The organism is Ciceribacter sichuanensis, assembly GCF_024055605.1.
Taxonomy (GTDB): Bacteria; Pseudomonadota; Alphaproteobacteria; order Rhizobiales; family Rhizobiaceae; genus Allorhizobium; species Allorhizobium sichuanense.
Genome location: NZ_JAMXLX010000001.1, coordinates 1,055,981 through 1,075,026 on the forward strand (window position 1 = coordinate 1,055,981; position 19,046 = coordinate 1,075,026).

At 60.0% G+C, this 19,046-nt stretch carries 17 protein-coding genes and 1 tRNA gene; 9 read left to right on the plus strand and 9 right to left on the minus strand.

Annotation, left to right across the window (positions count from 1 at the left end; translation table 11 throughout):
* Positions 1-149: 149 nt before the first annotated feature.
* Together wrbA and NBH21_RS05205 are read left to right on the plus strand one after the other, a co-directional pair.
* Positions 150-746 (plus strand): NAD(P)H:quinone oxidoreductase type IV, encoded by a 597-nt coding sequence (gene wrbA, locus NBH21_RS05200; RefSeq protein WP_163905048.1) that lies wholly within the window; start codon positions 150-152, stop codon positions 744-746.
* 145 nt (positions 747-891) lie between these two features.
* Entirely contained in the window at positions 892-1,149 is a 258-nt protein-coding gene (locus NBH21_RS05205; protein WP_250914538.1) for a PilZ domain-containing protein, read from the plus strand.
* Between the two features lie 100 nt (positions 1,150-1,249).
* On the opposite strand, the gene NBH21_RS05210 is transcribed toward NBH21_RS05205, so the two are convergent.
* The 3 genes from NBH21_RS05210 to NBH21_RS05220 form a co-directional block, all read right to left on the minus strand.
* Positions 1,250-1,335, minus strand: a tRNA-Leu gene (locus NBH21_RS05210).
* A 129-nt stretch (positions 1,336-1,464) separates the two neighbouring features.
* A complete protein-coding gene (locus NBH21_RS05215) occupies positions 1,465-2,061 on the minus strand; it encodes a hypothetical protein (RefSeq protein ID WP_250914539.1) in 597 nt (198 codons plus the stop codon).
* An 86-nt stretch (positions 2,062-2,147) separates the two neighbouring features.
* Positions 2,148-3,602, minus strand: coding sequence for a TrkH family potassium uptake protein (locus NBH21_RS05220; protein WP_250914540.1), 1,455 nt, complete (start codon positions 3,600-3,602; stop codon positions 2,148-2,150).
* A 102-nt stretch (positions 3,603-3,704) separates the two neighbouring features.
* Between NBH21_RS05220 and ilvA the strand changes: the two genes are divergently transcribed.
* Positions 3,705-4,955: a threonine ammonia-lyase gene (ilvA, locus tag NBH21_RS05225; protein WP_250914541.1), complete on the plus strand. Its 1,251-nt coding sequence runs from the start codon at positions 3,705-3,707 to the stop codon at positions 4,953-4,955.
* Here the strand turns inward: ilvA and NBH21_RS05230 are convergent.
* Positions 4,948-5,883 carry an alpha/beta hydrolase gene (locus NBH21_RS05230; RefSeq protein ID WP_250914542.1) on the minus strand — a complete coding sequence of 312 codons (936 nt, stop codon included), beginning with the start codon at positions 5,881-5,883 and terminating at the stop codon, positions 4,948-4,950. The genes ilvA and NBH21_RS05230 overlap by 8 nt on opposite strands.
* 213 nt (positions 5,884-6,096) lie before the next feature.
* On the opposite strand from NBH21_RS05230, the gene NBH21_RS05235 reads away from it, so the two are divergent.
* The 3 genes from NBH21_RS05235 to NBH21_RS05245 all read left to right on the plus strand — a co-directional run bounded on the left by NBH21_RS05235 (position 6,097) and on the right by NBH21_RS05245 (position 11,161).
* Positions 6,097-6,420, plus strand: a complete 324-nt coding sequence (locus NBH21_RS05235; RefSeq protein WP_250914543.1) for an HlyU family transcriptional regulator — start codon at positions 6,097-6,099, stop codon at positions 6,418-6,420.
* Positions 6,421-6,560: 140 nt separating this feature from the next.
* Positions 6,561-9,761 (plus strand): ammonium transporter, encoded by a 3,201-nt coding sequence (gene amt, locus NBH21_RS05240; RefSeq protein WP_250914544.1) that lies wholly within the window; start codon positions 6,561-6,563, stop codon positions 9,759-9,761.
* Between the two features lie 137 nt (positions 9,762-9,898).
* Positions 9,899-11,161, plus strand: coding sequence for a GGDEF domain-containing protein (locus NBH21_RS05245; RefSeq protein ID WP_250914545.1), 1,263 nt, complete (start codon positions 9,899-9,901; stop codon positions 11,159-11,161).
* On the opposite strand, the gene NBH21_RS05250 is transcribed toward NBH21_RS05245, so the two are convergent.
* Positions 11,158-11,772, minus strand: coding sequence for an FMN-dependent NADH-azoreductase (locus NBH21_RS05250; protein ID WP_250914546.1), 615 nt, complete (start codon positions 11,770-11,772; stop codon positions 11,158-11,160). The two genes, NBH21_RS05245 and NBH21_RS05250, sit on opposite strands and share 4 nt — an antisense overlap.
* A gap of 138 nt (positions 11,773-11,910) precedes the next feature.
* Between NBH21_RS05250 and NBH21_RS05255 the strand changes: the two genes are divergently transcribed.
* On the plus strand, positions 11,911-12,912 hold the full coding sequence (locus NBH21_RS05255; protein WP_250914547.1) for a LysR family transcriptional regulator: 1,002 nt from the start codon (positions 11,911-11,913) through the stop codon (positions 12,910-12,912).
* A 173-nt stretch (positions 12,913-13,085) separates the two neighbouring features.
* Here NBH21_RS05255 and NBH21_RS05260 read toward each other — a convergent pair whose 3' ends face one another.
* The 3 genes from NBH21_RS05260 to NBH21_RS05270 form a co-directional block, all read right to left on the minus strand.
* Positions 13,086-15,074 carry a bifunctional 2',3'-cyclic-nucleotide 2'-phosphodiesterase/3'-nucleotidase gene (locus tag NBH21_RS05260; RefSeq protein WP_250914548.1) on the minus strand — a complete coding sequence of 663 codons (1,989 nt, stop codon included), beginning with the start codon at positions 15,072-15,074 and terminating at the stop codon, positions 13,086-13,088.
* Between the two features lie 196 nt (positions 15,075-15,270).
* Positions 15,271-15,606 carry a PilZ domain-containing protein gene (locus NBH21_RS05265; protein WP_250914549.1) on the minus strand — a complete coding sequence of 112 codons (336 nt, stop codon included), beginning with the start codon at positions 15,604-15,606 and terminating at the stop codon, positions 15,271-15,273.
* A 102-nt stretch (positions 15,607-15,708) separates the two neighbouring features.
* Positions 15,709-16,170, minus strand: coding sequence for an Lrp/AsnC family transcriptional regulator (locus NBH21_RS05270; RefSeq protein WP_250914550.1), 462 nt, complete (start codon positions 16,168-16,170; stop codon positions 15,709-15,711).
* Positions 16,171-16,327: 157 nt separating this feature from the next.
* Here NBH21_RS05270 and ald point away from each other — a divergent pair, with 157 nt between their 5' ends.
* Positions 16,328-17,446: an alanine dehydrogenase gene (gene ald, locus NBH21_RS05275; RefSeq protein WP_250914551.1), complete on the plus strand. Its 1,119-nt coding sequence runs from the start codon at positions 16,328-16,330 to the stop codon at positions 17,444-17,446.
* 102 nt (positions 17,447-17,548) lie between these two features.
* Here ald and NBH21_RS05280 read toward each other — a convergent pair whose 3' ends face one another.
* Positions 17,549-18,019 carry a DUF1203 domain-containing protein gene (locus tag NBH21_RS05280; protein WP_250914552.1) on the minus strand — a complete coding sequence of 157 codons (471 nt, stop codon included), beginning with the start codon at positions 18,017-18,019 and terminating at the stop codon, positions 17,549-17,551.
* Between the two features lie 167 nt (positions 18,020-18,186).
* Here NBH21_RS05280 and NBH21_RS05285 point away from each other — a divergent pair, with 167 nt between their 5' ends.
* Entirely contained in the window at positions 18,187-19,026 is an 840-nt protein-coding gene (locus tag NBH21_RS05285) for a DUF4344 domain-containing metallopeptidase (RefSeq protein ID WP_250914553.1), read from the plus strand.
* Positions 19,027-19,046: the final 20 nt, after the last annotated feature.

A 19,046-nucleotide genomic window follows, 5' to 3' on the forward strand; every position in this document is an offset into this window, starting at 1 on the left:
CTCAGTGTCGTCATCTGGTGAACGACAGATGGCTGCTATAAATTCCCGTCATCGATCACGACGGAACATCTGACATGATCTTCGACTTCCTGAAACGGCTGCTCAGCGGCCAACCTCAACCGGCAATCCCAGCAAAGGAAAGCAAGCCAATGGCAAAGGTACTCGTACTCTACTACTCTTCGTATGGTCACATCGAAACCATGGCCTATGCCGTGGCCGAAGGTGCAAAGTCGGCTGGTGCCGAAGTCACCGTCAAGCGCGTTCCCGAACTGGTTCCGGAAGAAGTCGCCAAGAGCTCCCATTTCAAGCTCGACCAGAAGGCCGAGATCGCAACCCCGGCGGAACTGGAAAACTACGACGCCATCATCGTCGGCGCTGGCACCCGCTTCGGCACGGTCGCTTCGCAGATGCGCAACTTCTGGGACCAGACCGGCGGTCTGTGGTTCACCGGCAAGCTGGTCGGCAAGGTAGGTTCGGTTTTCACCTCGTCCGCAACTCAGCACGGCGGTCAGGAATCCACCATTCTCGGCTTCATCCCGACCCTGCTGCACCACGGTATGGTTGTTGCCGGCCTGCCTTATGCCTTCCAGGGCCAGATGGGCGTTGATGCCGTCAAGGGTGGCTCGCCTTACGGCGCATCGACGATCACGGACGGCGACGGCTCGCGCCAGCCTTCGGAAGTCGAACTGGAAGCCGCCAAGTTCCAGGGCGCGCACGTCGCCAAGCTTGCTGCAAAGCTCGCCTGATCGGCTTTCGATACTTGATCAATGATAGGGCGGAGGATTTTCCTCCGCCTTTTTTGTGACTTCGGTCACTGTTTTATGGTTTTTGAAACGAAAAATTAGGCACTTGCGGCGCTGAATTCTGTCAGAGAGGACAGGATGAACGGCCATGAATGAACGCAGAGCTCAACCAAGGTCGCGGGCCCTGAAGGCGGCGCGCATCATTCTGCCGGGCGGGTATTCCACCTTCGACTGCATGGTCCGCAATCTCTCCGAGGGCGGAGCAAAGCTGGTGATGGAAACCACGGCCGGCATACCGGACGAATTCAATCTGAGATTCGAGGACGGCAGCATCCGCCCCTGCAGGGCGTGCTGGCGCAATGCCAAGGAACTCGGTGTTTCCTTCGATGCGGTAAACGCGGCCTGACCCCGGATCTCATCGTGCGACTGGCGCGGACTGCACCTGAACGGTGCTCGTCCCTGATGAGGCGGTTGGTGTCCGAAAACGCCGGATGACATTCATCAATTGGTGCGGACGACGGGGGTCGAACCCGTATAGCCAAAGGCTGAGAGATTTTAAGTCTCTTGCGTCTACCAGTTTCGCCACGTCCGCGCGGGCTTCTATGTCCAGCACTTGGCGGATTCGGTCAAGGGCTGCTGTTCTTGAATGTGTTCGGCCGGGACGCCCCTGTTTGCGCCCCGAGCACATGATTTCGCGTCAATTGTGCAGGGCGAGGCTTGCTCAGCGGTGGGCGACGACAGTGAAGGGCTGTTCGACGCTGGTGGTTTTCTGGCCGAGCGTGTCGTTGACCGTGTAGCGCAGACGATAGGCGCCCGGGGCCGCACCATCGATATCGAGGGTGAGGTGGGTGTACATCTCCTGGTTTCTCGCATAGCCGGCAAACGAGAATGTGCCGAAATTCTTCTGGCTGGCCAGTATTTCGCCCTTGCTGTCGATCAGTTCGAAATCGACCGTGAAGTTCGAATGCTGCAACCCGTCATCCTGCCTCTGCCAATTGAGACCGATGAGTTCCACATAGGTGATCAGCGGTTCTCCGGGTTCGAAGACCGGTTCCTTTCTCGGCTTGTAGGCGCCGTAGCCCTTCGGCCTTTCGGTCACGAAGACCGCCTTGCCTACGGTGAGGGGCAGGAGGCCGCCAAAATCGGCGAAGGCGTCGCGCATGGCTTCGAATGCGCCGACGAAATCGCTCCTGTCGGCCTTTTTCTCGGCCTCCGCCGCGGCTGTCGCAAGCATTCCGGCGGACGCTTCCGAAGTCAGGAAAGCGGCCGAGATTGCAAGTGCAGCCAGTTTCAGCCCGTAACTTGTGATTTTCCTCATATGCACGACATCCCCGCCTGCGAGTCACCCGCGTCAAGTCTGGAAGAAAGCGGCGCGCCGTCAAGCCGGCAGGGCTGGCTCTTTCATCAGTTGCGCCAGAAAATTGGCATCAGCAGCACAAGCACTGTGAGGATTTCCAGACGTCCGAGCAGCATCATGATCGACATGACATAAAGTTCGGGGTCGTTGAAGCTCGAGAAATTTCCGACCGGGCCTATCTGCGGGCTGACGCCCGGACCGACATTCGAGAGTGCCGTGATGACGGCGGAAGTCGATGTCATCATGTCATAACCCAGAGCGGCCATAGCCATGCTGCCGAGCACCCAGAGAAAGATGTAGGCACTGAAAAACAGGAAGACGGTGCGCTGTGTCTCGGCATCGACCGTCTGGCTGCCGTAACGCACCGAATAGACGGCGTTGGGGTAGATCAGCTTCTTCAGGCCTGTACCAAGGATGTTGAACAGGATGACAAAGCGGTAGGCCTTGATGCCGCCGGCCGTGGACCCCGAGCAGCCGCCGATGAAGGTGGCGAAAAACGCGGCCATGACGGTGAACGGTCCCCATCCCAGATAATCCTGGCTGGAGAAACCGGTGGTGGACAGGATGGACGAGAAGTTGAAGAAAGCGTGTGTCAGGGCGTCAGGGAAAGGTTCGCCGTTCCGCAGGTGGTTGTAGATCGCCGCAGACAATGAAAAGGCGATGACATACCCCAGAAAGACGCCGATCTGCGGATCGCGCAACGCATCCAGGCGACCACGAACCGCCAGCACGATCAGGATCGAGAATGGCAGGCTCGATATTGTCATGAAGAAGGTCGACACCCACAAGACGGCGTTGCTTTTGAAATAGTCGAAAGAGGCATCGTGGGTCGAAAAACCGGCGGTGGCGACGGTAGAAAATGCGTGGTTGATTGCGTCGAAGCGGCTCATTCCAGCAAGGGCGTAGCTGATGGCGCAGGCCAGCGTGATGCCGACATAGATGGCGATGAAGGCACGGGTGAAGGTGGCGAGCCGGGCGAATGGCTTGTCGCTGGTGTCGGAGGATTCCATCTTGAAGAAGGACATGCCGCCGACGCGCAGGAAGGGGAGAACGAACAGTCCGAGAGCCACGATGCCTATACCGCCGAGCCATGCCAGCAGCGATCGCCACATCAAGAGGCCGGGTGGCATCGAATCAAGCCCGACGATCACTGTCGAACCGGTGGTGGTGATGCCGGAAATCGATTCGAACAGGGCCTGGGCAAAGCTGAGGTCGGCGTCGGAAAACATGAAAGGTACTGCGCCGGCCAGCGAGAATACGGCCCAGAGCACATTGACCAGCAGGAAGCCGAGCCGTTTCGTGAACATCGGCGGCGCACCGCGTGTCGCCATGGCGGCAAGCAGGGACACTCCCCCGACCATGAAGGCGCAGGTCGTGAAGACACGCCAGTCCGGATGGCCGTAATAAAGGTCGACCATCGCCGGAACCAGCATTGCGATAGAAAGATAGAGACCGCAAAGGGAGGCGATGTAGACAACGGCTCGGAGGGTGTTGGCGTTCAAGGATGAGAACCCGGTTTTCGAGGTCGTGCGCAAACAGGCTTTGTCTCCGCCGCCTGTCTATGCCATAGCGACACCGACCCGAAAATTCAACGGATGGAAAAAGTGACGCACAAGGACGTCGAGGCAGCGCTGGAAGCCATGCGGGGCCTGTTCCCCGCCACGCCGCTGCAGTTCAACGAGCATCTGAGCGCCCGTTACGGCGCAAATGTCTACTTGAAACGCGAGGATCTGACGCCTGTGCGATCCTACAAGATCCGTGGCGCCTTCAATTTCCTGCGCAAGATCGTGGCCGATGGCGCCGAGGGCAAAACCTTCGTCTGCGCCTCCGCCGGCAATCACGCCCAGGGTTTTGCCTTCGTCTGCAGACATTTCGGTGTGCCGGGAATCGTCTTCATGCCGGTCACCACACCGCAGCAGAAGATCGACAAGACCCGCGTGTTCGGTGGCGAGTTCATCACCATCCGCCTGTTCGGCGATATCTTCGACCAGTGCTATGCGGCGGCCCGCGAACATGTCGAGGTGATCGGTGGCTATATGGTGCCGCCCTTTGACCACGAGGATATCATTGAGGGGCAGGCGACGGTGGCGGCCGAGATCGCGGAGCAGTTGCCTGAGGATGTTGCGCCTGATCTCGTCATCGTTCCGGTTGGCGGCGGTGGCCTGTCCGCCGGCGTTACAGGCTATCTGGCGGATCGCCTTGGCCGGGATTCCTTCCTCTTCTGCGAGCCGGCCGGTGCGCCGAGCCTCCGAAAGAGCCTCGAGGCCGGAAAGATCGTGACGCTGCCCAAGGTCGACAATTTCGTCGATGGCGCAGCTGTCGCCCGGATTGGCGACCTGAATTTCGCCGCCCTCAAGGGCTTTCCCCCCGAGCAGGTGGTGATCGTACCGGAGAATGCCATCTGCGTGACGATGAGCGACATGCTCAACGTCGAGGGGGTGGTTCTGGAACCGGCAGGCGCTCTGTCGATTGCCGCACTGGATCTCCTTCCGCGCGAGCGAATCGAGGGCAAGACGGTGGTTGCGGTCGTCTCCGGCGGCAATTTCGATTTCGAGCGTCTCCCCGACGTCAAGGAACGCGCGATGCGATATGCGGGGCTGAAGAAATACTTCATCCTTCGCCTGCCGCAGCGCCCGGGCGCGCTTCGCGATTTCCTCAACCTGCTGGGGCCGGACGATGATATCGCCCGCTTCGAATACCTGAAGAAATCCGCCCGTAATTTCGGTTCGATCCTGATAGGCATCGAAACGAGCCGGCGGGAGAACTTTGCCGAACTGGCGAGCCGCTTCGAAGCGGCGGGCCTCGGCTACGAGGATATCACCGAGAACGAAATCCTCGCCAACCTGATCATCTGAGCGAGGGCAGTTCTTTCAGCCAGTCGACGATCACCCGGGCCAGGGCTCTTGTCGTTTCGGGTGACAACGCGTCGCCGGCAACGACATGCCGCTCGGGATCGCCGATGGGGCCGGGATCGAGCAGCCGATGGGCCCCGCCCCAGCGGTTTGAAACGGCGACAGTCTTGTCAAAGCGAACGATTCTGTCGGACGGCGACTGGATGAAAAACGCTGGTGTTGCAATGCTTTCTACCGGACAACGGGCAGCAAGCTTAACAAGCCGCGCCATCGGCAAAAGGGCTTCGACTGGATAGGCCGTCGTCCAGAGCGTTGCGTGGGCGGCGTTTGTCGGCTCGAACTGCCGGTGGGAGCCAAGGACCAGACGGGCGATATTGCGGGCGAAGGGAAACGTCAGCAGGAATGCGCCGCGATTGGCGATGCCGTAGTTCGGTGACAGAAAGACCGCGGCAGCGACGCGGCCGGAAAACTGCGGCAGCGACATCGCGTAGGTGGCAAGTGAGGCGCCGGTCGAGCAGGCCATTACCACGACTTTCTCGCCGAGCCGTTCGCCGATCGCAAGCGCTTCCGCATAGTCCTCAAGCCATTCCTCCACGCTGGCTTCGGCCATGGCGTCGCCCGAACGTCCATGACCCGTGAGCCGGGTAAAGAAGAGATTTGCGCCGAGTGAGGTCGCGACCAGATCGGGCAGGGGGCGCAGCTCGCCGGCCGTGGCGGAGAAGCCGTGGATGTAGATGATCGAGATGGGGCTCCGCGTCTTACCGTTTGGGTCTGCCCAGACGATCTGCTTGAATGCGTGGGACCTGATATCTGCATACCTGGCCTCGGACAAAGCCAGGTATTCATCCGGATCGACCCCGATGGCCGCCGGATCGAAATGCGGACAAGGCCCGGCGCGATGGCGGGCGATCAGCGCGAATGGGCTCGGCATGGACGGCCCGGCTCTGCTCCGTGGTTCGGTTGAAAGCCTAGCCTGTCCTGTTGGAAAGACAAGACGATGTCAGTCCCTGTGGAGAGACGGGCCCTGTGGAGAGACGGGCCATCTTGTCGCTTGTATCGCCCTTTGATGGACCTTCCGCAATTTCCGGTCTTTCCGGACGGCTCGGGACTTTTTCTCTGTCACTCTATGTGGTAGCCAATCGCCATGGCTTCCTTTCTTTCGAACATCCTGTCCGTTTTCACCGGTGGCTCCAAGGGAGCCGCACCGTCCGCGCCGGCTGCCGAGCCTCAGGCCTATCAGGATTGTCTGATCCACGCAGCGCCGATCCGCGAGGGCAGTCAGTATCGGCTGGCCGGAAAGATCGAAAAGCAGGTGAACGGCGAGGCACTGGAACGCACTTTCATCCGGGCCGACATCTTCACCTCGCTCGATGATGCGCTCGAATGCACCTTCCGCAAGGCGCGCCAGATCATCGACCAGAACGGTGCCTCCCTGTTTTCCGACGGCGAGAAGTCACGCAACGTCTGACGGGCGTCGGTCTGCAGTTGCGACCGCGTAGCGCATCACGGTCTTCCCGCATCGCAAAAAACCACCCGTCACGAACACGTAATCTTAAATGATTACCGCTTGTATTGACCGATCAATATCTTGTTGAATCGGTTCGCACCTTGCGATTTTTATCTATTGTTCACCCGTTTCTCCGGCTTGTGGCGCTGGCAATCGCTGCCCTTGCAGCACCGGCCAAGGGCATTGCCGCATCAACAGCAGGCGATGTGGCCTCTCCGGCAGCCGATCTTGCATGGCTGATGGCCGCTGCCGGTATGGTCATGATGATGCAGGTCGGCTTCCTCCTTCTTGAAGCCGGAATGGTGCGTTCCAAGAATTCGATCAATGTCGCGCAGAAAAACCTTCTGGATTTCGTTTTCGGGGCCGTCGCCTTCGCTGCCGTTGGCTTCATGTTTGCCTTTGGTGCTTCCGGATGGCTCCCGATTGGCTTCGATAGCGATTTCTTCTTTCTGCAGAAACTCGATAGCTGGGAAGCTGCGTTCTTCGTCTTTCAGGTGATGTTCTGCGGCACGGCCGCAACCATCGTCTCGGGTGCCGTTGCCGAGCGCATGAAGCTTGCGGCTTATGTTTTCGGCTCTATCTTCCTTTCGGCGCTGATCTATCCGCTCTTTGTGCACTGGGCGTGGGGTACGGCGCTGGGTCCAAATTCCGGCGCCTTTCTAGCCAATCTCGGTTTCGTCGATTTTGCCGGCTCCACGGTGGTTCATGCGACGGGCGGCTGGATATCGCTTGCTGCCTGCGTCGTCATCGGCCCGCGGCAGGGACGCTATGATAGCGAGGGAAGACCGGTCCGGATCGCAGGCCACAGTCCCGTTCTGTCGACGACAGGCGCCCTTGTCCTGTTCTTCGGCTGGATCGGCTTCAACGGCGGTTCCACGCTTTCGGCCAATGCGGACGTGGCTCCGATCATCCTCAATACGGTGCTCGCCGGCGGCATTGCCTGCTGCGTCGGCTATGTGCTCGGCTATATGCAGGATCGGGTCGTTCTGCCGGAGAAGTCGCTCTGTGGGATGCTGGGCGGACTGGTCGCTGTGACGGCCGGCTGCCATGTGCTCGAACCCGGTGGCGCTCTCATCGTCGGCGCTCTCGGGGCCGCGGTGGCGATGTTCGCCAACGATTTCCTGGAGCGGAAGCTCAAGGTCGATGACGCCGTGGGTGCTATCGGCGTGCACGGCTTTGCCGGTGTTGCCGGCACGCTCGCTTTGGCGCTGCTGGCTCCGGTTGACCGCTTGCCCGCTGGCGGACGCTTCGAGCAACTCTATGTGCAGGCATTCGGCTCGGCATTGAATTTCTATTGGGCGTTCGGCCTCGGCTGGATTTTCTTCAAGATACTGGACAAGACGTTGGGTATCCGCGTCTCCGGCGAAGTCGAGGAAATAGGCTTGAACGTTGCCGAACACGGCAGCCGGCTAGGTGTCGGCCATGTGGAGCAGGCATTGTCGGATCTCTTGTCGGGCACGGCGGACCTGAGCCGTAGGCTGCCGGTAGAAGCCGGAGACGAGGCCGAAAAGCTGACCGCGCTCTTCAATCGGCTGATGGACAACATCCAGATCGAGGAGAAGGCGCGCGAGGAGGAACGCTCGCTGAAGCGTGACCACGAAGAGGCGGAACGTGTCACGGCACTCGCCAACGCCACCTTCGAGGCCATCGTCATCTACGACGACGGGATCATCGTCGACGGCAACGACCAGCTGGCGGAGTTGATCGGCATTCCTCTTTCGGAACTGATTGGCCGGCCGATCAGGAGTTTCCTTGCTGCGGCGGATCAATCCGAGATCGATGCGATGACAAGCGCCGAAGGCGGATTCGACATGGAGATCGACCTGCTGCGCGACGATGGCGAAATCGTACCGGTCGAGGCGAAGGGACGCGAGATCGTCTATCGCGGCAGGCCGATGCGCATCGGCTGCCTCGTCGATCTTCGCGAGCGCAAGCGCGTCGAGAACCAGATTCGGTACCTCGCGCAGCACGATCCGCTGACCTCTCTTCCGAACCGCGCCCTGTTCAACCAGAGGCTTGCTGACAGCGTAAAGGACATCAGGCGTCTGGGCGGATGCGCCGTAGTGATGATCGACCTCGACCACTTCAAGGATATCAACGACATCCACGGCCACCCCGCTGGCGATGCCGTGATCCGCGAAACGGCGGAGCGGCTCCAGCGGATACTGGGGCGTCACGACGTGGCCGCTCGGCTCGGTGGCGACGAGTTCGCCATCATCCTGTCCCGAATCAATTTTCAGGCTCAGGTGGAGGATTTCTGCGGCCGGTTGGCGCAGTCGTTCCGGAAGCCCTTCGAAGTAGGGGCCGGCGATCTCATCAAGTGCGGTGTCAGCGTTGGCGCGGCCATGTGCCCCGATCACGCTGAAACGGTCGAGGAACTGGTCGGTCGCGCGGACGTGGCGCTTTACCACGCCAAGAATTCAGGTCGGAACACGTTCCAGATCTTCAAGCCTGGCATGAATACGCTGATCGAGAAGCGCCGTGCCCTGGAAGTGGATCTCGATGCCGGCATCGCAAAGGGTGAGTTCGAGCTTTTCCTGCAGCCGCGTGTCGATGTGGTTTCCGCGGAAATCACGTCCTACGAGGCTCTGCTGCGTTGGCACCATCCGGACCGCGGTATCGTCAGCCCTGTCGATTTCATTCCGGTTGCCGAAGCGTCCGGCAAGATCATCGCGTTGGGCGAGTGGGTTATTCGCGAGGCTTGCCGCATGCTCTCCCTTGAGGAGAACGTTCGCAGACTTTCCATCAATGTCAGCGCGATCCAGTTTCGTCACACCGACTTTCGCCGTCGCCTGGACGAAATCGTGCGCCGGGCCGGCATCGAAACGAAACGGTTGGAACTCGAGATCACCGAGAGCGTGCTGATCGACGATGACAAGCGCGCCTTGAAGATTCTCAACGAGCTCAAGACGAGCGGCTACGCGATCGCGCTCGACGATTTCGGCACCGGCTATTCTTCGCTGTCCTATCTCAGCCGCTATCCCTTTGACACGATCAAGATCGACCGCGGTTTCGTGGCCAATCTCGGAGAGGAGGCCAGCGCCGAGGCGATTGTTCACTCGATCATCGATCTTGGCGGACGGCTTGGCATGACCGTCGTCGCCGAAGGTGTCGAGACGCTTGAACAGGCGCAGTTCCTCGCGCGATCCGGGTGTGACGAATTGCAGGGCTACCTGCTCGGCCGGCCGCAGCCGCTCGACAAGATCGCGCTTACGGTGCCGGCGGAGGTCGTGGCCGGTCTCGCTGCGGAAATTCACGGCTCGGTTGAGACGCCCGCAACCCAACGCGCCCTGATGCGTTAAAGGCCGGATACTGCAACGGCAAAAAGATGTTGGCCCGGTGCACCGGATAAACCCGGCGTCTCCTTTCGAATGACGGCGAAGCCTGATAATGCGAAAGCACGGCGGCGACCTGCTGCCTGAACTGAGGGACATCCAGCATGCAGACGTGGAACCTGGCCTTGTTTGTCAGCGAAGCGGTTCTCTATTTTGTCCTGATGACGGCGCTCCTTCATTTCCGGCATCGTATCGGCCTTGGGGTGTTCCTGACCGCACTTGGCGTCATGCATTTCGTCGAGACTTATCTCGCCGCTGTCTTCTACATCGAGCTTCCCTTCGGTGTCGTCTCGCCGGGATCCTCGGTCTTTTTCGCCGGCAAGCTGATGCTGATCCTGATGCTCTACATCAAGGAGGATGCGTCCACCGTCCGCCAGCCGATCTACGGGCTCTTCCTGGGCAATCTGGTGACGGTTGCCATGGCGCAGCTTCTGCTGCTGCACCAGACGGTCGAGCCCACCGCTGCTCAGGCCGCGGATATGACTTTCCTGCGGGAAATGGGCCTGCTGATGGTCTGGGGCACGACGCTGCTCTATCTCGATTCGATCGGCATCATCCTCCTGTACGAACGGCTTGGCCGGTTGATGCCACGTCTTCCTCTCGCACGGTTCTGGCTCTCGGGCGCACTGGTCCTGACCTTCGACCAGGTCGGATTCTTCGCGCTTCTGAACTATCTGTTCGATACGCCTCTGGACGTGTTCTGGGGCGGTTGGCGGGCGAAGATGGTGTCGGTCGTCCTGTATTCGGTCATGTTTGCACTTTACCACTGGATGCTGCGTGGCGGCGGAGCCATGCATTCCCGGCGTCCGATCCGGGATGTCTTCAGCGATCTGACGTTCCGCGAACGCTACGAAGACCTGTTGTCCCGGACGGGACGTGACGTATTGACCGGGGTGTTCGACCGCAGCCGCATGGAGATCGAGGCTCCGCGTCTTCTGCGTGAGTCGTTGAAGGCGGATGCGCCGGCAAGCCTGATGATTATCGACGTCGACCATTTCAAGTCGATCAATGACCGGTTCGGCCACCTGCGCGGCGATCAATTGTTGAAGGAGATTGCTGGCTGTCTTCAGTCCACAATAAGGTCGCAGGACCATCTCTTCCGCTTCGGCGGCGAGGAGTTCGTGGTGATGTGCCCGCGCACGAGTTATGCGGACGCCATGACGCTTGGGGATTGTCTGTGCGCGGCCATCCGCAACGGGGTCATCAATCCCACTGGCGAGGCCGTGACCATCAGTCTCGGCATTGCTGCCGCCCCGGAGGACGGCGGCAGTTTCAACGGTCTGCTGTCATCGGCAGACGAGCGGCTTTATCAGGCCAAGAGCGACGGCCGGAACCGGATCGTGGGCCGGCCGATCGCAGAGGTTTAGGCAGCCTTGGCCAGTTCCTGGGCGCGAGCCTGAGCGGCGCCGATTGCCTTCTCCGCAGCTTCCGGACCGTATGCAACGCCTTCGATGCGGATCGCCTCGATGTCGGTGATGCCAATGAAGTTCAGGACACGGCGGAGATAGGGCTCAGCGAAGTCCAGAGCGGCTGCGTCGCCGGAGTAGATGCCGCCGGAAGCAATCACGAGGTAAGCCTTCTTGCCCTTCAAGAGGCCGACCGGGCCGTTCTCGGTGTAGTTGAAGGTGCGACCGGCGCGGGCGATGTGATCGACCCAGGACTTCAGGATCGAGGAGATGCCGAAGTTGATGAAGCCGCTGGAGAGAACGATCGTGTCGGCAGCCAGCAGTTCGTCAACCGCTGCGTCGGAGACGGCGATGACTTCGGCCTGAGCGGGCGTGCGATCTGCCGGGGCAAGACGGATTGCCGAGGAGAAGTCGCTGCCGATGTGCGGCAGGGGATTTGCGGAAAGGTCACGGTCCACGACAGTGGAGCCGGGGGCCTTCTTCTGCAGTTCTTCGACAAGCTGCAGGGCGATCTTGGTGGAGAGAGAATCGTCACCACGGGTGCTGCCGCGGACGAGAAGAATGGAGGACATGGTCTTACCTCTTGATCTGGAATTGGTCTCCGCAGGTCCAGGGAGGAGACCTTTGCGGTACAAGACAGATAAGTTCTGCGACCAATCGAAAAAACTGTGATAATATCGATCCTCTCAATCGATAATTTGGATAGAAGCATGTTGCCCAATCCCACACTCGATCAGCTGCAGGTCTTTGTTGCCATTGCAGAAACCGGCAGTTTCTCCGCCGCAGCGCGACGTCTGAACCGGGCTCAGTCCGTCATTAGCTACACGATCGGCAATCTGGAGGCCCAACTGCAGCTCTCGCTGTTCGAGCGTAGCGGCGCGCGGCAGCCGACGTTGACCGAGGCGGGGCAGGCAGTGCTGGAGGATGCCAAGCGCATTATCGCCGATCTCGATGGTCTGAGGGCACGTACCAAGGCTCTGACAGAAGGGCTGGAGCCGAAATTATCGGTGGCCGTCAGCGTCATGGTGCCGGACTTCACGGTTATGGAGGTGTTGACGCTTTTCCAGCAGACTTTCCCCACGGTGCCGCTGCACCTGACGGTCGGCTCCCCCTTCTTCGTCGCGAGAATGGTTGACGAGGGGAACGCGGACATTGCCATCGGCGGCGCGGCCAAGGAGGCCAGCGGCGGTGTCGTCGAGCGGAAGATCGGCCATTCCTTTATCGTTCCAGTCGCCGCTCCGCAGCATCGTTTGGCGGCGCTGGGACGGCGGCTGAGCTTCGCCGATGTTGTTGACGACGTGCAGATCGTCGTGACCGATAGCGCCCGGCCGCTCGACGATCGGGGCTTCAACATCATTTCCCGGCGCAGATGGCACGTCAGTGACATGACCACCAAGCACAGGCTGGTGCTCGCCGGCCTCGGATGGGGTGGGGTGCCTCTCGCCATGGTGCGGGACGATATCAAGGACGGACGTCTCGTCCGGCTGGATGTCGAACCCTACGAGCAGTTCGAATATCCGTTGGCAGCTCTCTGGCGCGTTGCCACGCCGCCGGGGCCGGCCGGTCGCTGGCTTGTCGATCGCATGGCCGAACGCCTGTCGAACTGCCCCGACAACATGACGGATGCCATCGCGCATATCACCAGTGACGACGATCCGGCGGCAGCGAGAATGAAAAGAACCGCTCCGGCTGTGTTGCGCGAAGCGGTCTGATCGACTTTCAGGCCGATGCGTAGATTCAAGATGTTAGAGCGCCGTGCGTCCAAATGGACGCACGGCGCTCTAGTGCCTGTCGCGCTAAAGTGTGCAGTGGTTTTGCAGCAACGACGTGCGATCAAACAAAAACTTAAAGCGCAAAAAGCGAATCTGAAAGATCGCGACACGCTTCAGAGAATGAGACGGAACTTGGCGAAGCCTTCGGCCCCGTTGCCGGCATCCTCGATTTTCGCACCCTTCACTGCACCAGCGTAATCGCGGCCCCTCGGACCGGTCTCGAAGATCGCCGTCGTCCCTTCCATCGGCGCGAAGGCCCAGTTGCCATCGGCGGCCGGATTGATCGTGCCCTGATCGACGATGTAGCGGACGATAACGTCGCGGTTGGTGTCGGGCGCGACGAGGATGACCTTGTCGGCGGCGATTTCCGGGAACTTGCCGCCGCCGCCCGCGCGGTAGTTGTTGGTGGCGACAACAAATTCCTGACCAGGATCGATAGGCTTGCCGTCGAACATCAGGTTGACGATGCGGCTTGCTTCCGGATGGACCGGCTTGCCGTCCTTGTCGAAACGTGCGGGCTTCGACAGGTCGATCTGGTAGGTAACGCCGTCGATAACGTCGTAATTATAGGATGGGAAGTCCGGATTGATGAGCGGCTGATCCTTCTCGCCGGGCTTGAGCTGGTTGAAGATCCCGGCCGACATTTCCAGCCAGTTCTTCACCTGCTCGCCGGTGATCTTCACCGCCTGTACGGTGTTCGGATAGAGATAGAGGTCGGCGACGTTCTTGATGGCGATATCGCCTGCGGCAACGTCGGTATAGTAGTCCGCACCACCGCGTCCGCCAGCCTTGAAAGGGGCGGCGGCCGAGAGGAGAGGCAGATCCTTAAATTCGCCTTCCTTCAGCAGGTTCCTGACATACCAGGTCTGCGCGTTCGAGACGATCTGTACCGACGGATCGTCGGCCACCAGGGCGAAATAGGAATAGAGCGGTGCCGAGGTCTTGCCGACCGGGGTACGGACATATTCCAGTGTGGCCTGATGTTCGGCGGCGACGCTTGCCACCACTTCGGGCTTGTCGGCCACATTGGCGACGATCTTGCGGCTCTCGTCACGATGATAGATCGGCCGGGCTTCGGAGGTGAAGTCCAGGATCTTCCAGCCATTGCCGTCCTTTTCCAGGAGCAGGTCGATAAGGCCCATATGCGAGCCCCAGAAGCCGGCCATGACAGCAGGTTTGCCGAGTAGCGAGCCCTTCACCGGGTCGGCACCCGGCACATCGACAAAATCCTTCGGTCCCGGAAAGACCAGATGCTGGTGTCCGGTAAAGACGGCATCGATACCTTCGACGCCTGCGAGATAAAGCGAGGCATTTTCCATACGATCGGATTGGCCATGGCCGTCGATGCCGGAATGGGAAAGCGCAATCACGATATCGGCGCCTTCCTCCTTCATGACGGGTACCCATGCTCGAGCCGCCTCGACGATATCGCGTGTCTGGCCCTTGCCTTCGAGATTCTTGGCGTCCCACACCATGATTTGCGGCGGTACGAAGCCGATGAAGCCGACCTTGATGGGGCTCATCTGGCCGGCTCCGTCTTTGATCGATTTTTCGAGGATCACATAGGGCTTGAAGTGTAGCTCGTCCTGCTTCGGATCGCTGGCGAGCTGGCCCTTGGTGAAGTTTGCGCACACGATCGGGAAGTTCGCGCCGGCCAGCGTGTTGAACATGAAGTCGAGGCCGTAGTTGAACTCGTGGTTGCCTACGGTGCCACAGTCGTAACCGAGCACATTCATTGCCTTGATAACCGGATGAAGGTCGCCAGCCTTCATGCCTTTCCTGTAGGCCATGTAATCGCCCATCGGATTGCCCTGAAGGAGGTCGCCGTTATCGACCAGGATGGAGTTGCCCGCTTCCGCCCGGATCGAATCAATCAAGGTTGCCGTGCGCGCCAGGCCCATCGTGTCGTTCGGCTTGTCCGCATAATAGTCATACGGCATCACGTTGACGTGGATATCGGTGGTTTCCATCAGGCGAAGGTGAGCCTGGTTGCCGTTGGCGCGGGCCGCAAAGGGGTGCAGCGCGATCAGCGCAGTCGTTGCTGCGAAGCCACCAATGAACGAGCGGCGGGAGATCGGATGGAGGTCGATCAAAGATGGCATGGCGGGCTCCTTCATGAATATCCTCTCGGGCCGGGAGAGTATGTCTGTTTTTCGAGAAGTGCATCCCGAAAATGACAGGGATATGATGACCACGGTGAGGATTTTTCATGACGGAAGCGCGGATGGCCGAAGGGCCGCCCGCGCTTTGGAGATTAAACGTGTGATCCTGCCGGATCGGAGGAGGGCACCCCTTTTCTCAACGAACGAGAACAGGCCGCACTTCCTGATGGTAATTGCGGAAATACGCCGACATCTGCGCCAGGGAATTGGAACTTTGGTTGATCTGAATGCCGAGATAGCCGCCATAGGCCCAGCGCACGGTGCCTTCGATCAGGCCGATGTCGTCCGTCTGGATAATGACGTTGCTGCCCCTTGCGACATGCAACTGCCCAAGCAACTCAATCCCGATACCCGTGCGCGAGATATTGTAGATACGCCCGTCGGTTTCCTGGTTGAGATGCCTGATTCTGCCCTTCATGCGGACGCGGCTACGGGTCGTCTTGCGTCCCTCTATTTGCAGTCTGTGTTCCATAGCTACCCCATGGTGTGCGATTTCGGGGCATTATGGCAACCAGGCGTAGATGCTGATTAAATGTGATCGCTAAAATACAACGGATTTCGGATTTTCCGCCCGTCATAGGCCGACATTGGGCCGCTCCATGACTTCCCGAAGGGCAAAGCTGGAGTTGATCTTGACCACATGCGGCAGCGCGGAGAGCCAGTCGCGATGGATCCGCTCATAATCCTCGAGATCCTTGGCCGCGACCCTGAGGATATAGTCGTATTCGCCAGACATCAGGTAACAGACCAGAACGTTCGGACAGCGTTTCACCGCTGCCTCGAATTCGCTGAGTGTCTTGGCGAACTGTCCGGAGAGCGAAATGTGGACGATTACCATCATCTTGTACTCGATCGCCCTGTGCGACAGCCGGGCATAGTAGCCGCTGATGACGCCGGTCTTTTCGAGAATATCGTGCCGCCTTGAGCAGGCCGACGGACTGAGGCCCACCTTTTCTGCCAGTTCGGCATTGGTCATGCGGCCGTTCTGCTGAAGCGCCTTCAGAATGGCAAGATCGATGCTGTCGAGTTCACCCATTCGTGGATCTTTCGAAGTTTTCTCAGAAAAACGCAATTTTCTGCGAATGGTGCGGTTTTGGCAATTCCATTTTGCAAGGACATTCCGCGCATTCGGTGGTTCAATTTCCCGCTTTCAACCAGAGACCGGCTCGAGGTCGGCGAGAAGAGAGGAACCCATGCGCGTAGGCTGTCCCAAGGAAATCAAGAACCATGAATATCGCGTCGGACTGACGCCCGGCGCTGTACGCGAATATGTGGCTCACGGCCACGATGTGCTTGTCGAAACAGGCGCGGGGGCCGGGATCGGCGCGGACGACGGGGCCTACATGGCTGCCGGCGCAAGGATTGCCGCGAGCGCGAAGGACGTGTTCGAAAAGTCCGACATGATCGTCAAGGTCAAGGAACCACAGCCCTCCGAATGGGTGCAGTTGCGTGATGGCCAGATCCTCTACACCTACCTGCATCTGGCTCCCGATCCGGAGCAGACGAAGGGCCTCCTGGCAAGCGGCGTGACCGCCATCGCTTATGAGACCGTCACCGACGATCGTGGTGGGCTTCCGTTGCTGGCACCCATGTCTGAAGTGGCGGGACGCCTTGCGATACAGGCGGGGGCGACGGCTCTGCAGAAGGCGAATGGCGGCCGTGGCATTCTGCTTGGCGGCGTTCCGGGCGTCCTTCCGGCCAAGGTGACCGTGATCGGGGGCGGCGTGGTCGGCTTGCATGCCGCACGCATGGCGGCGGGGCTTGGCGCGGACGTGAGCATCATCGATCGCTCACTGCCGCGTCTGCGCCAGCTCGACGAACTCTTCGCCGGTCGTATACACACCGTCTATTCGACCATCGATGCGCTGGAACAGGAAGTCTTCTCGGCTGACCTCGTCATCGGCGCGGTGCTGATCCCCGGTGCGGCCGCGCCGAAACTCGTCACCCGCGAAATGCTTTCCGGCATGAAGAAGGGAGCGGTCATCGTCGATGTGGCGATCGATCAGGGTGGTTGCTTCGAGACCTCCCACGCCACCACCCATTCCGATCCGACCTATGAGGTCGATGGCATCGTGCATTACTGCGTCGCCAACATGCCGGGCGCCGTTCCGGTGACCTCGGCCCATGCACTCAACAATGCCACGCTGGTGCATGGTCTGGCGCTTGCGGATAGGGGGGGGCGGGCAATCGCCGAGGATCGGCATCTGCGCAATGGTCTTAACGTCCACCGTGGCAGGGTCACCAATGGTCCTGTTGCGGAGGCGCTGGGATATGACCTGCAGGCACCCGAATTGGCGCTGAACGCCGCCTGAGAAACCGGTGCCACGGCAAGCGCGATGTCAGGTCCGCTTCTTCGGCGTGGCCGTGGCCGAAAGGGCCGGCTCTCCCATCGGCCGGCCCTTTTTCATGTTCGGTCAGGCGCGGTCGATCCGGCACTGGTAACAATTATTGCGGGCAGAGCGGACATGCACATAGGCGATATCCGGTCGTGCCAGGAGTTCGGCCGCGCGCGACTCGACGTTTTCGCGCAGGGTGACGGCGCCGGTGCCGTAAACGATGCGGTCGTCATGACCATAGCCGCGCAGGATGTAATCCGGACTGCTTTTGAGGATCGGCGGTACATCCTCCCCGACATAGCGGGGGCATTCCTCCGCATGCATGAAGATCGGACCCGTTTCGGCGTAGGGCTGAAGAGCCGGGAAGGGACGATAGGCTAGCGTCAGGTACGGCTTGCCGTCGCCGATGTCCGAAAGGCAGTGGCGGCAGGGATAGCCGGTGCCGGATGTCATGCGTCTCTCGGGCGCGAGGCCATAGGCATCCGCTTCCCCGCAGCGGTAGGACGCCGCCTGATCGCTCGGCATGGCAGTGAACGTGATGGTCGTCATGAGGTGTTTCCTTCTGATGGTGGGCCATTGTCCCGCTCATGACGAAGCTCGCCCACCCGAATCTTGCCTTGCCGGCTGATATCCGCCCAGATTTGGCGATTCTCCCTCTCCTTCAACTGTCCTAGCTTCCTGCCGCATTTTCGCTCTTCAGAAGAACAGGGGGTCTCATGAGGAGGTTGTCGATCGGACTGGCGGCGGCGCTGATGGTCGTTGTCGTAGCGGGTGTCGGCCCCCTGGAGGCCAAGGCTGCCAAGGAGGCAAAGCTGACCGAAAAGCAGCTGGATGAGGCGCGGACCTTCATGGTCAACAATGCGATCTTCACGCTGTTTCATGAGGCCGGCCACATGCTGATCTCGGAATTCGGCCTGCCGGTTCTGGGTCGCGAGGAGGATGCCGTCGACGCGCTGTCCTCGATCCTGCTGCTGGAGGCCGATGTCGAGGAACTCGACGTTGCCATGCAGGATGCGGCCGATGGCTGGTTTCTGTCGGATGAGGCGCGGGAGGAGGATCTGAACGAAACCGACTTCCTCGACACTCACGGTCTCGATCGCCAGCGCGCCTATGCCATCGTCTGCATGATGGTCGGGGCGGATGCGAAGTATTTCGAGAATTTCGCCGACTCGCTCGATTTCCCCAGGGAACGCCGGGAGGAATGCGAGGGGGAGTACCAGCATGCCAAGGACAGTTGGTTCTCGCTTCTGGAGCCGCATCAGGCGGAAGAGGGCAAGGGCAAGCCGCTCAATGTCTCCTACGAGCCGGCCGACAATCCGGATGTCCAGATCTTTGCGGACATGCTGAAGGAGGCAAGCGTACTGGAACTCGTTTCCGAGGGCATCGGCACCAGCTACAAATTCGATGACGGTATCAAGCTGACGGCCAAGAGCTGTGGCGTCGTCAACGCCTTCTGGAACCCGCAGGCGCGCGAGATCACCTATTGCTACGAATTGGCCGTGCAGCATCTCATGCTGATCGACGGCTACTTCAAGCGTGAGAAGGGGAAGAACTGAACACGCCCTGCATCGGATAA

Excerpts from the sequence above, each read along its gene's own strand:
- wrbA (WP_163905048.1), top strand. The coding sequence starts at position 150 with ATGGCAAAGGTACTCGTACTCTACTACTCTTCGTATGGTCACATCGAA.
- NBH21_RS05205 (WP_250914538.1), top strand. The coding sequence starts at position 892 with ATGAATGAACGCAGAGCTCAACCAAGGTCGCGGGCCCTGAAGGCGGCG.
- NBH21_RS05215 (WP_250914539.1), bottom strand. The coding sequence starts at position 2,061 with ATGAGGAAAATCACAAGTTACGGGCTGAAACTGGCTGCACTTGCAATC.
- NBH21_RS05230 (WP_250914542.1), bottom strand. The coding sequence starts at position 5,883 with ATGCCGAGCCCATTCGCGCTGATCGCCCGCCATCGCGCCGGGCCTTGT.
- NBH21_RS05235 (WP_250914543.1), top strand. The coding sequence starts at position 6,097 with ATGGCTTCCTTTCTTTCGAACATCCTGTCCGTTTTCACCGGTGGCTCC.
- NBH21_RS05245 (WP_250914545.1), top strand. The coding sequence starts at position 9,899 with ATGCAGACGTGGAACCTGGCCTTGTTTGTCAGCGAAGCGGTTCTCTAT.
- NBH21_RS05250 (WP_250914546.1), bottom strand. The coding sequence starts at position 11,772 with ATGTCCTCCATTCTTCTCGTCCGCGGCAGCACCCGTGGTGACGATTCT.
- NBH21_RS05255 (WP_250914547.1), top strand. The coding sequence starts at position 11,911 with ATGTTGCCCAATCCCACACTCGATCAGCTGCAGGTCTTTGTTGCCATT.
- NBH21_RS05260 (WP_250914548.1), bottom strand. The coding sequence starts at position 15,074 with ATGCCATCTTTGATCGACCTCCATCCGATCTCCCGCCGCTCGTTCATT.
- NBH21_RS05265 (WP_250914549.1), bottom strand. The coding sequence starts at position 15,606 with ATGGAACACAGACTGCAAATAGAGGGACGCAAGACGACCCGTAGCCGC.
- NBH21_RS05270 (WP_250914550.1), bottom strand. The coding sequence starts at position 16,170 with ATGGGTGAACTCGACAGCATCGATCTTGCCATTCTGAAGGCGCTTCAG.
- ald (WP_250914551.1), top strand. The coding sequence starts at position 16,328 with ATGCGCGTAGGCTGTCCCAAGGAAATCAAGAACCATGAATATCGCGTC.
- NBH21_RS05280 (WP_250914552.1), bottom strand. The coding sequence starts at position 18,019 with ATGACGACCATCACGTTCACTGCCATGCCGAGCGATCAGGCGGCGTCC.
- NBH21_RS05285 (WP_250914553.1), top strand. The coding sequence starts at position 18,187 with ATGAGGAGGTTGTCGATCGGACTGGCGGCGGCGCTGATGGTCGTTGTC.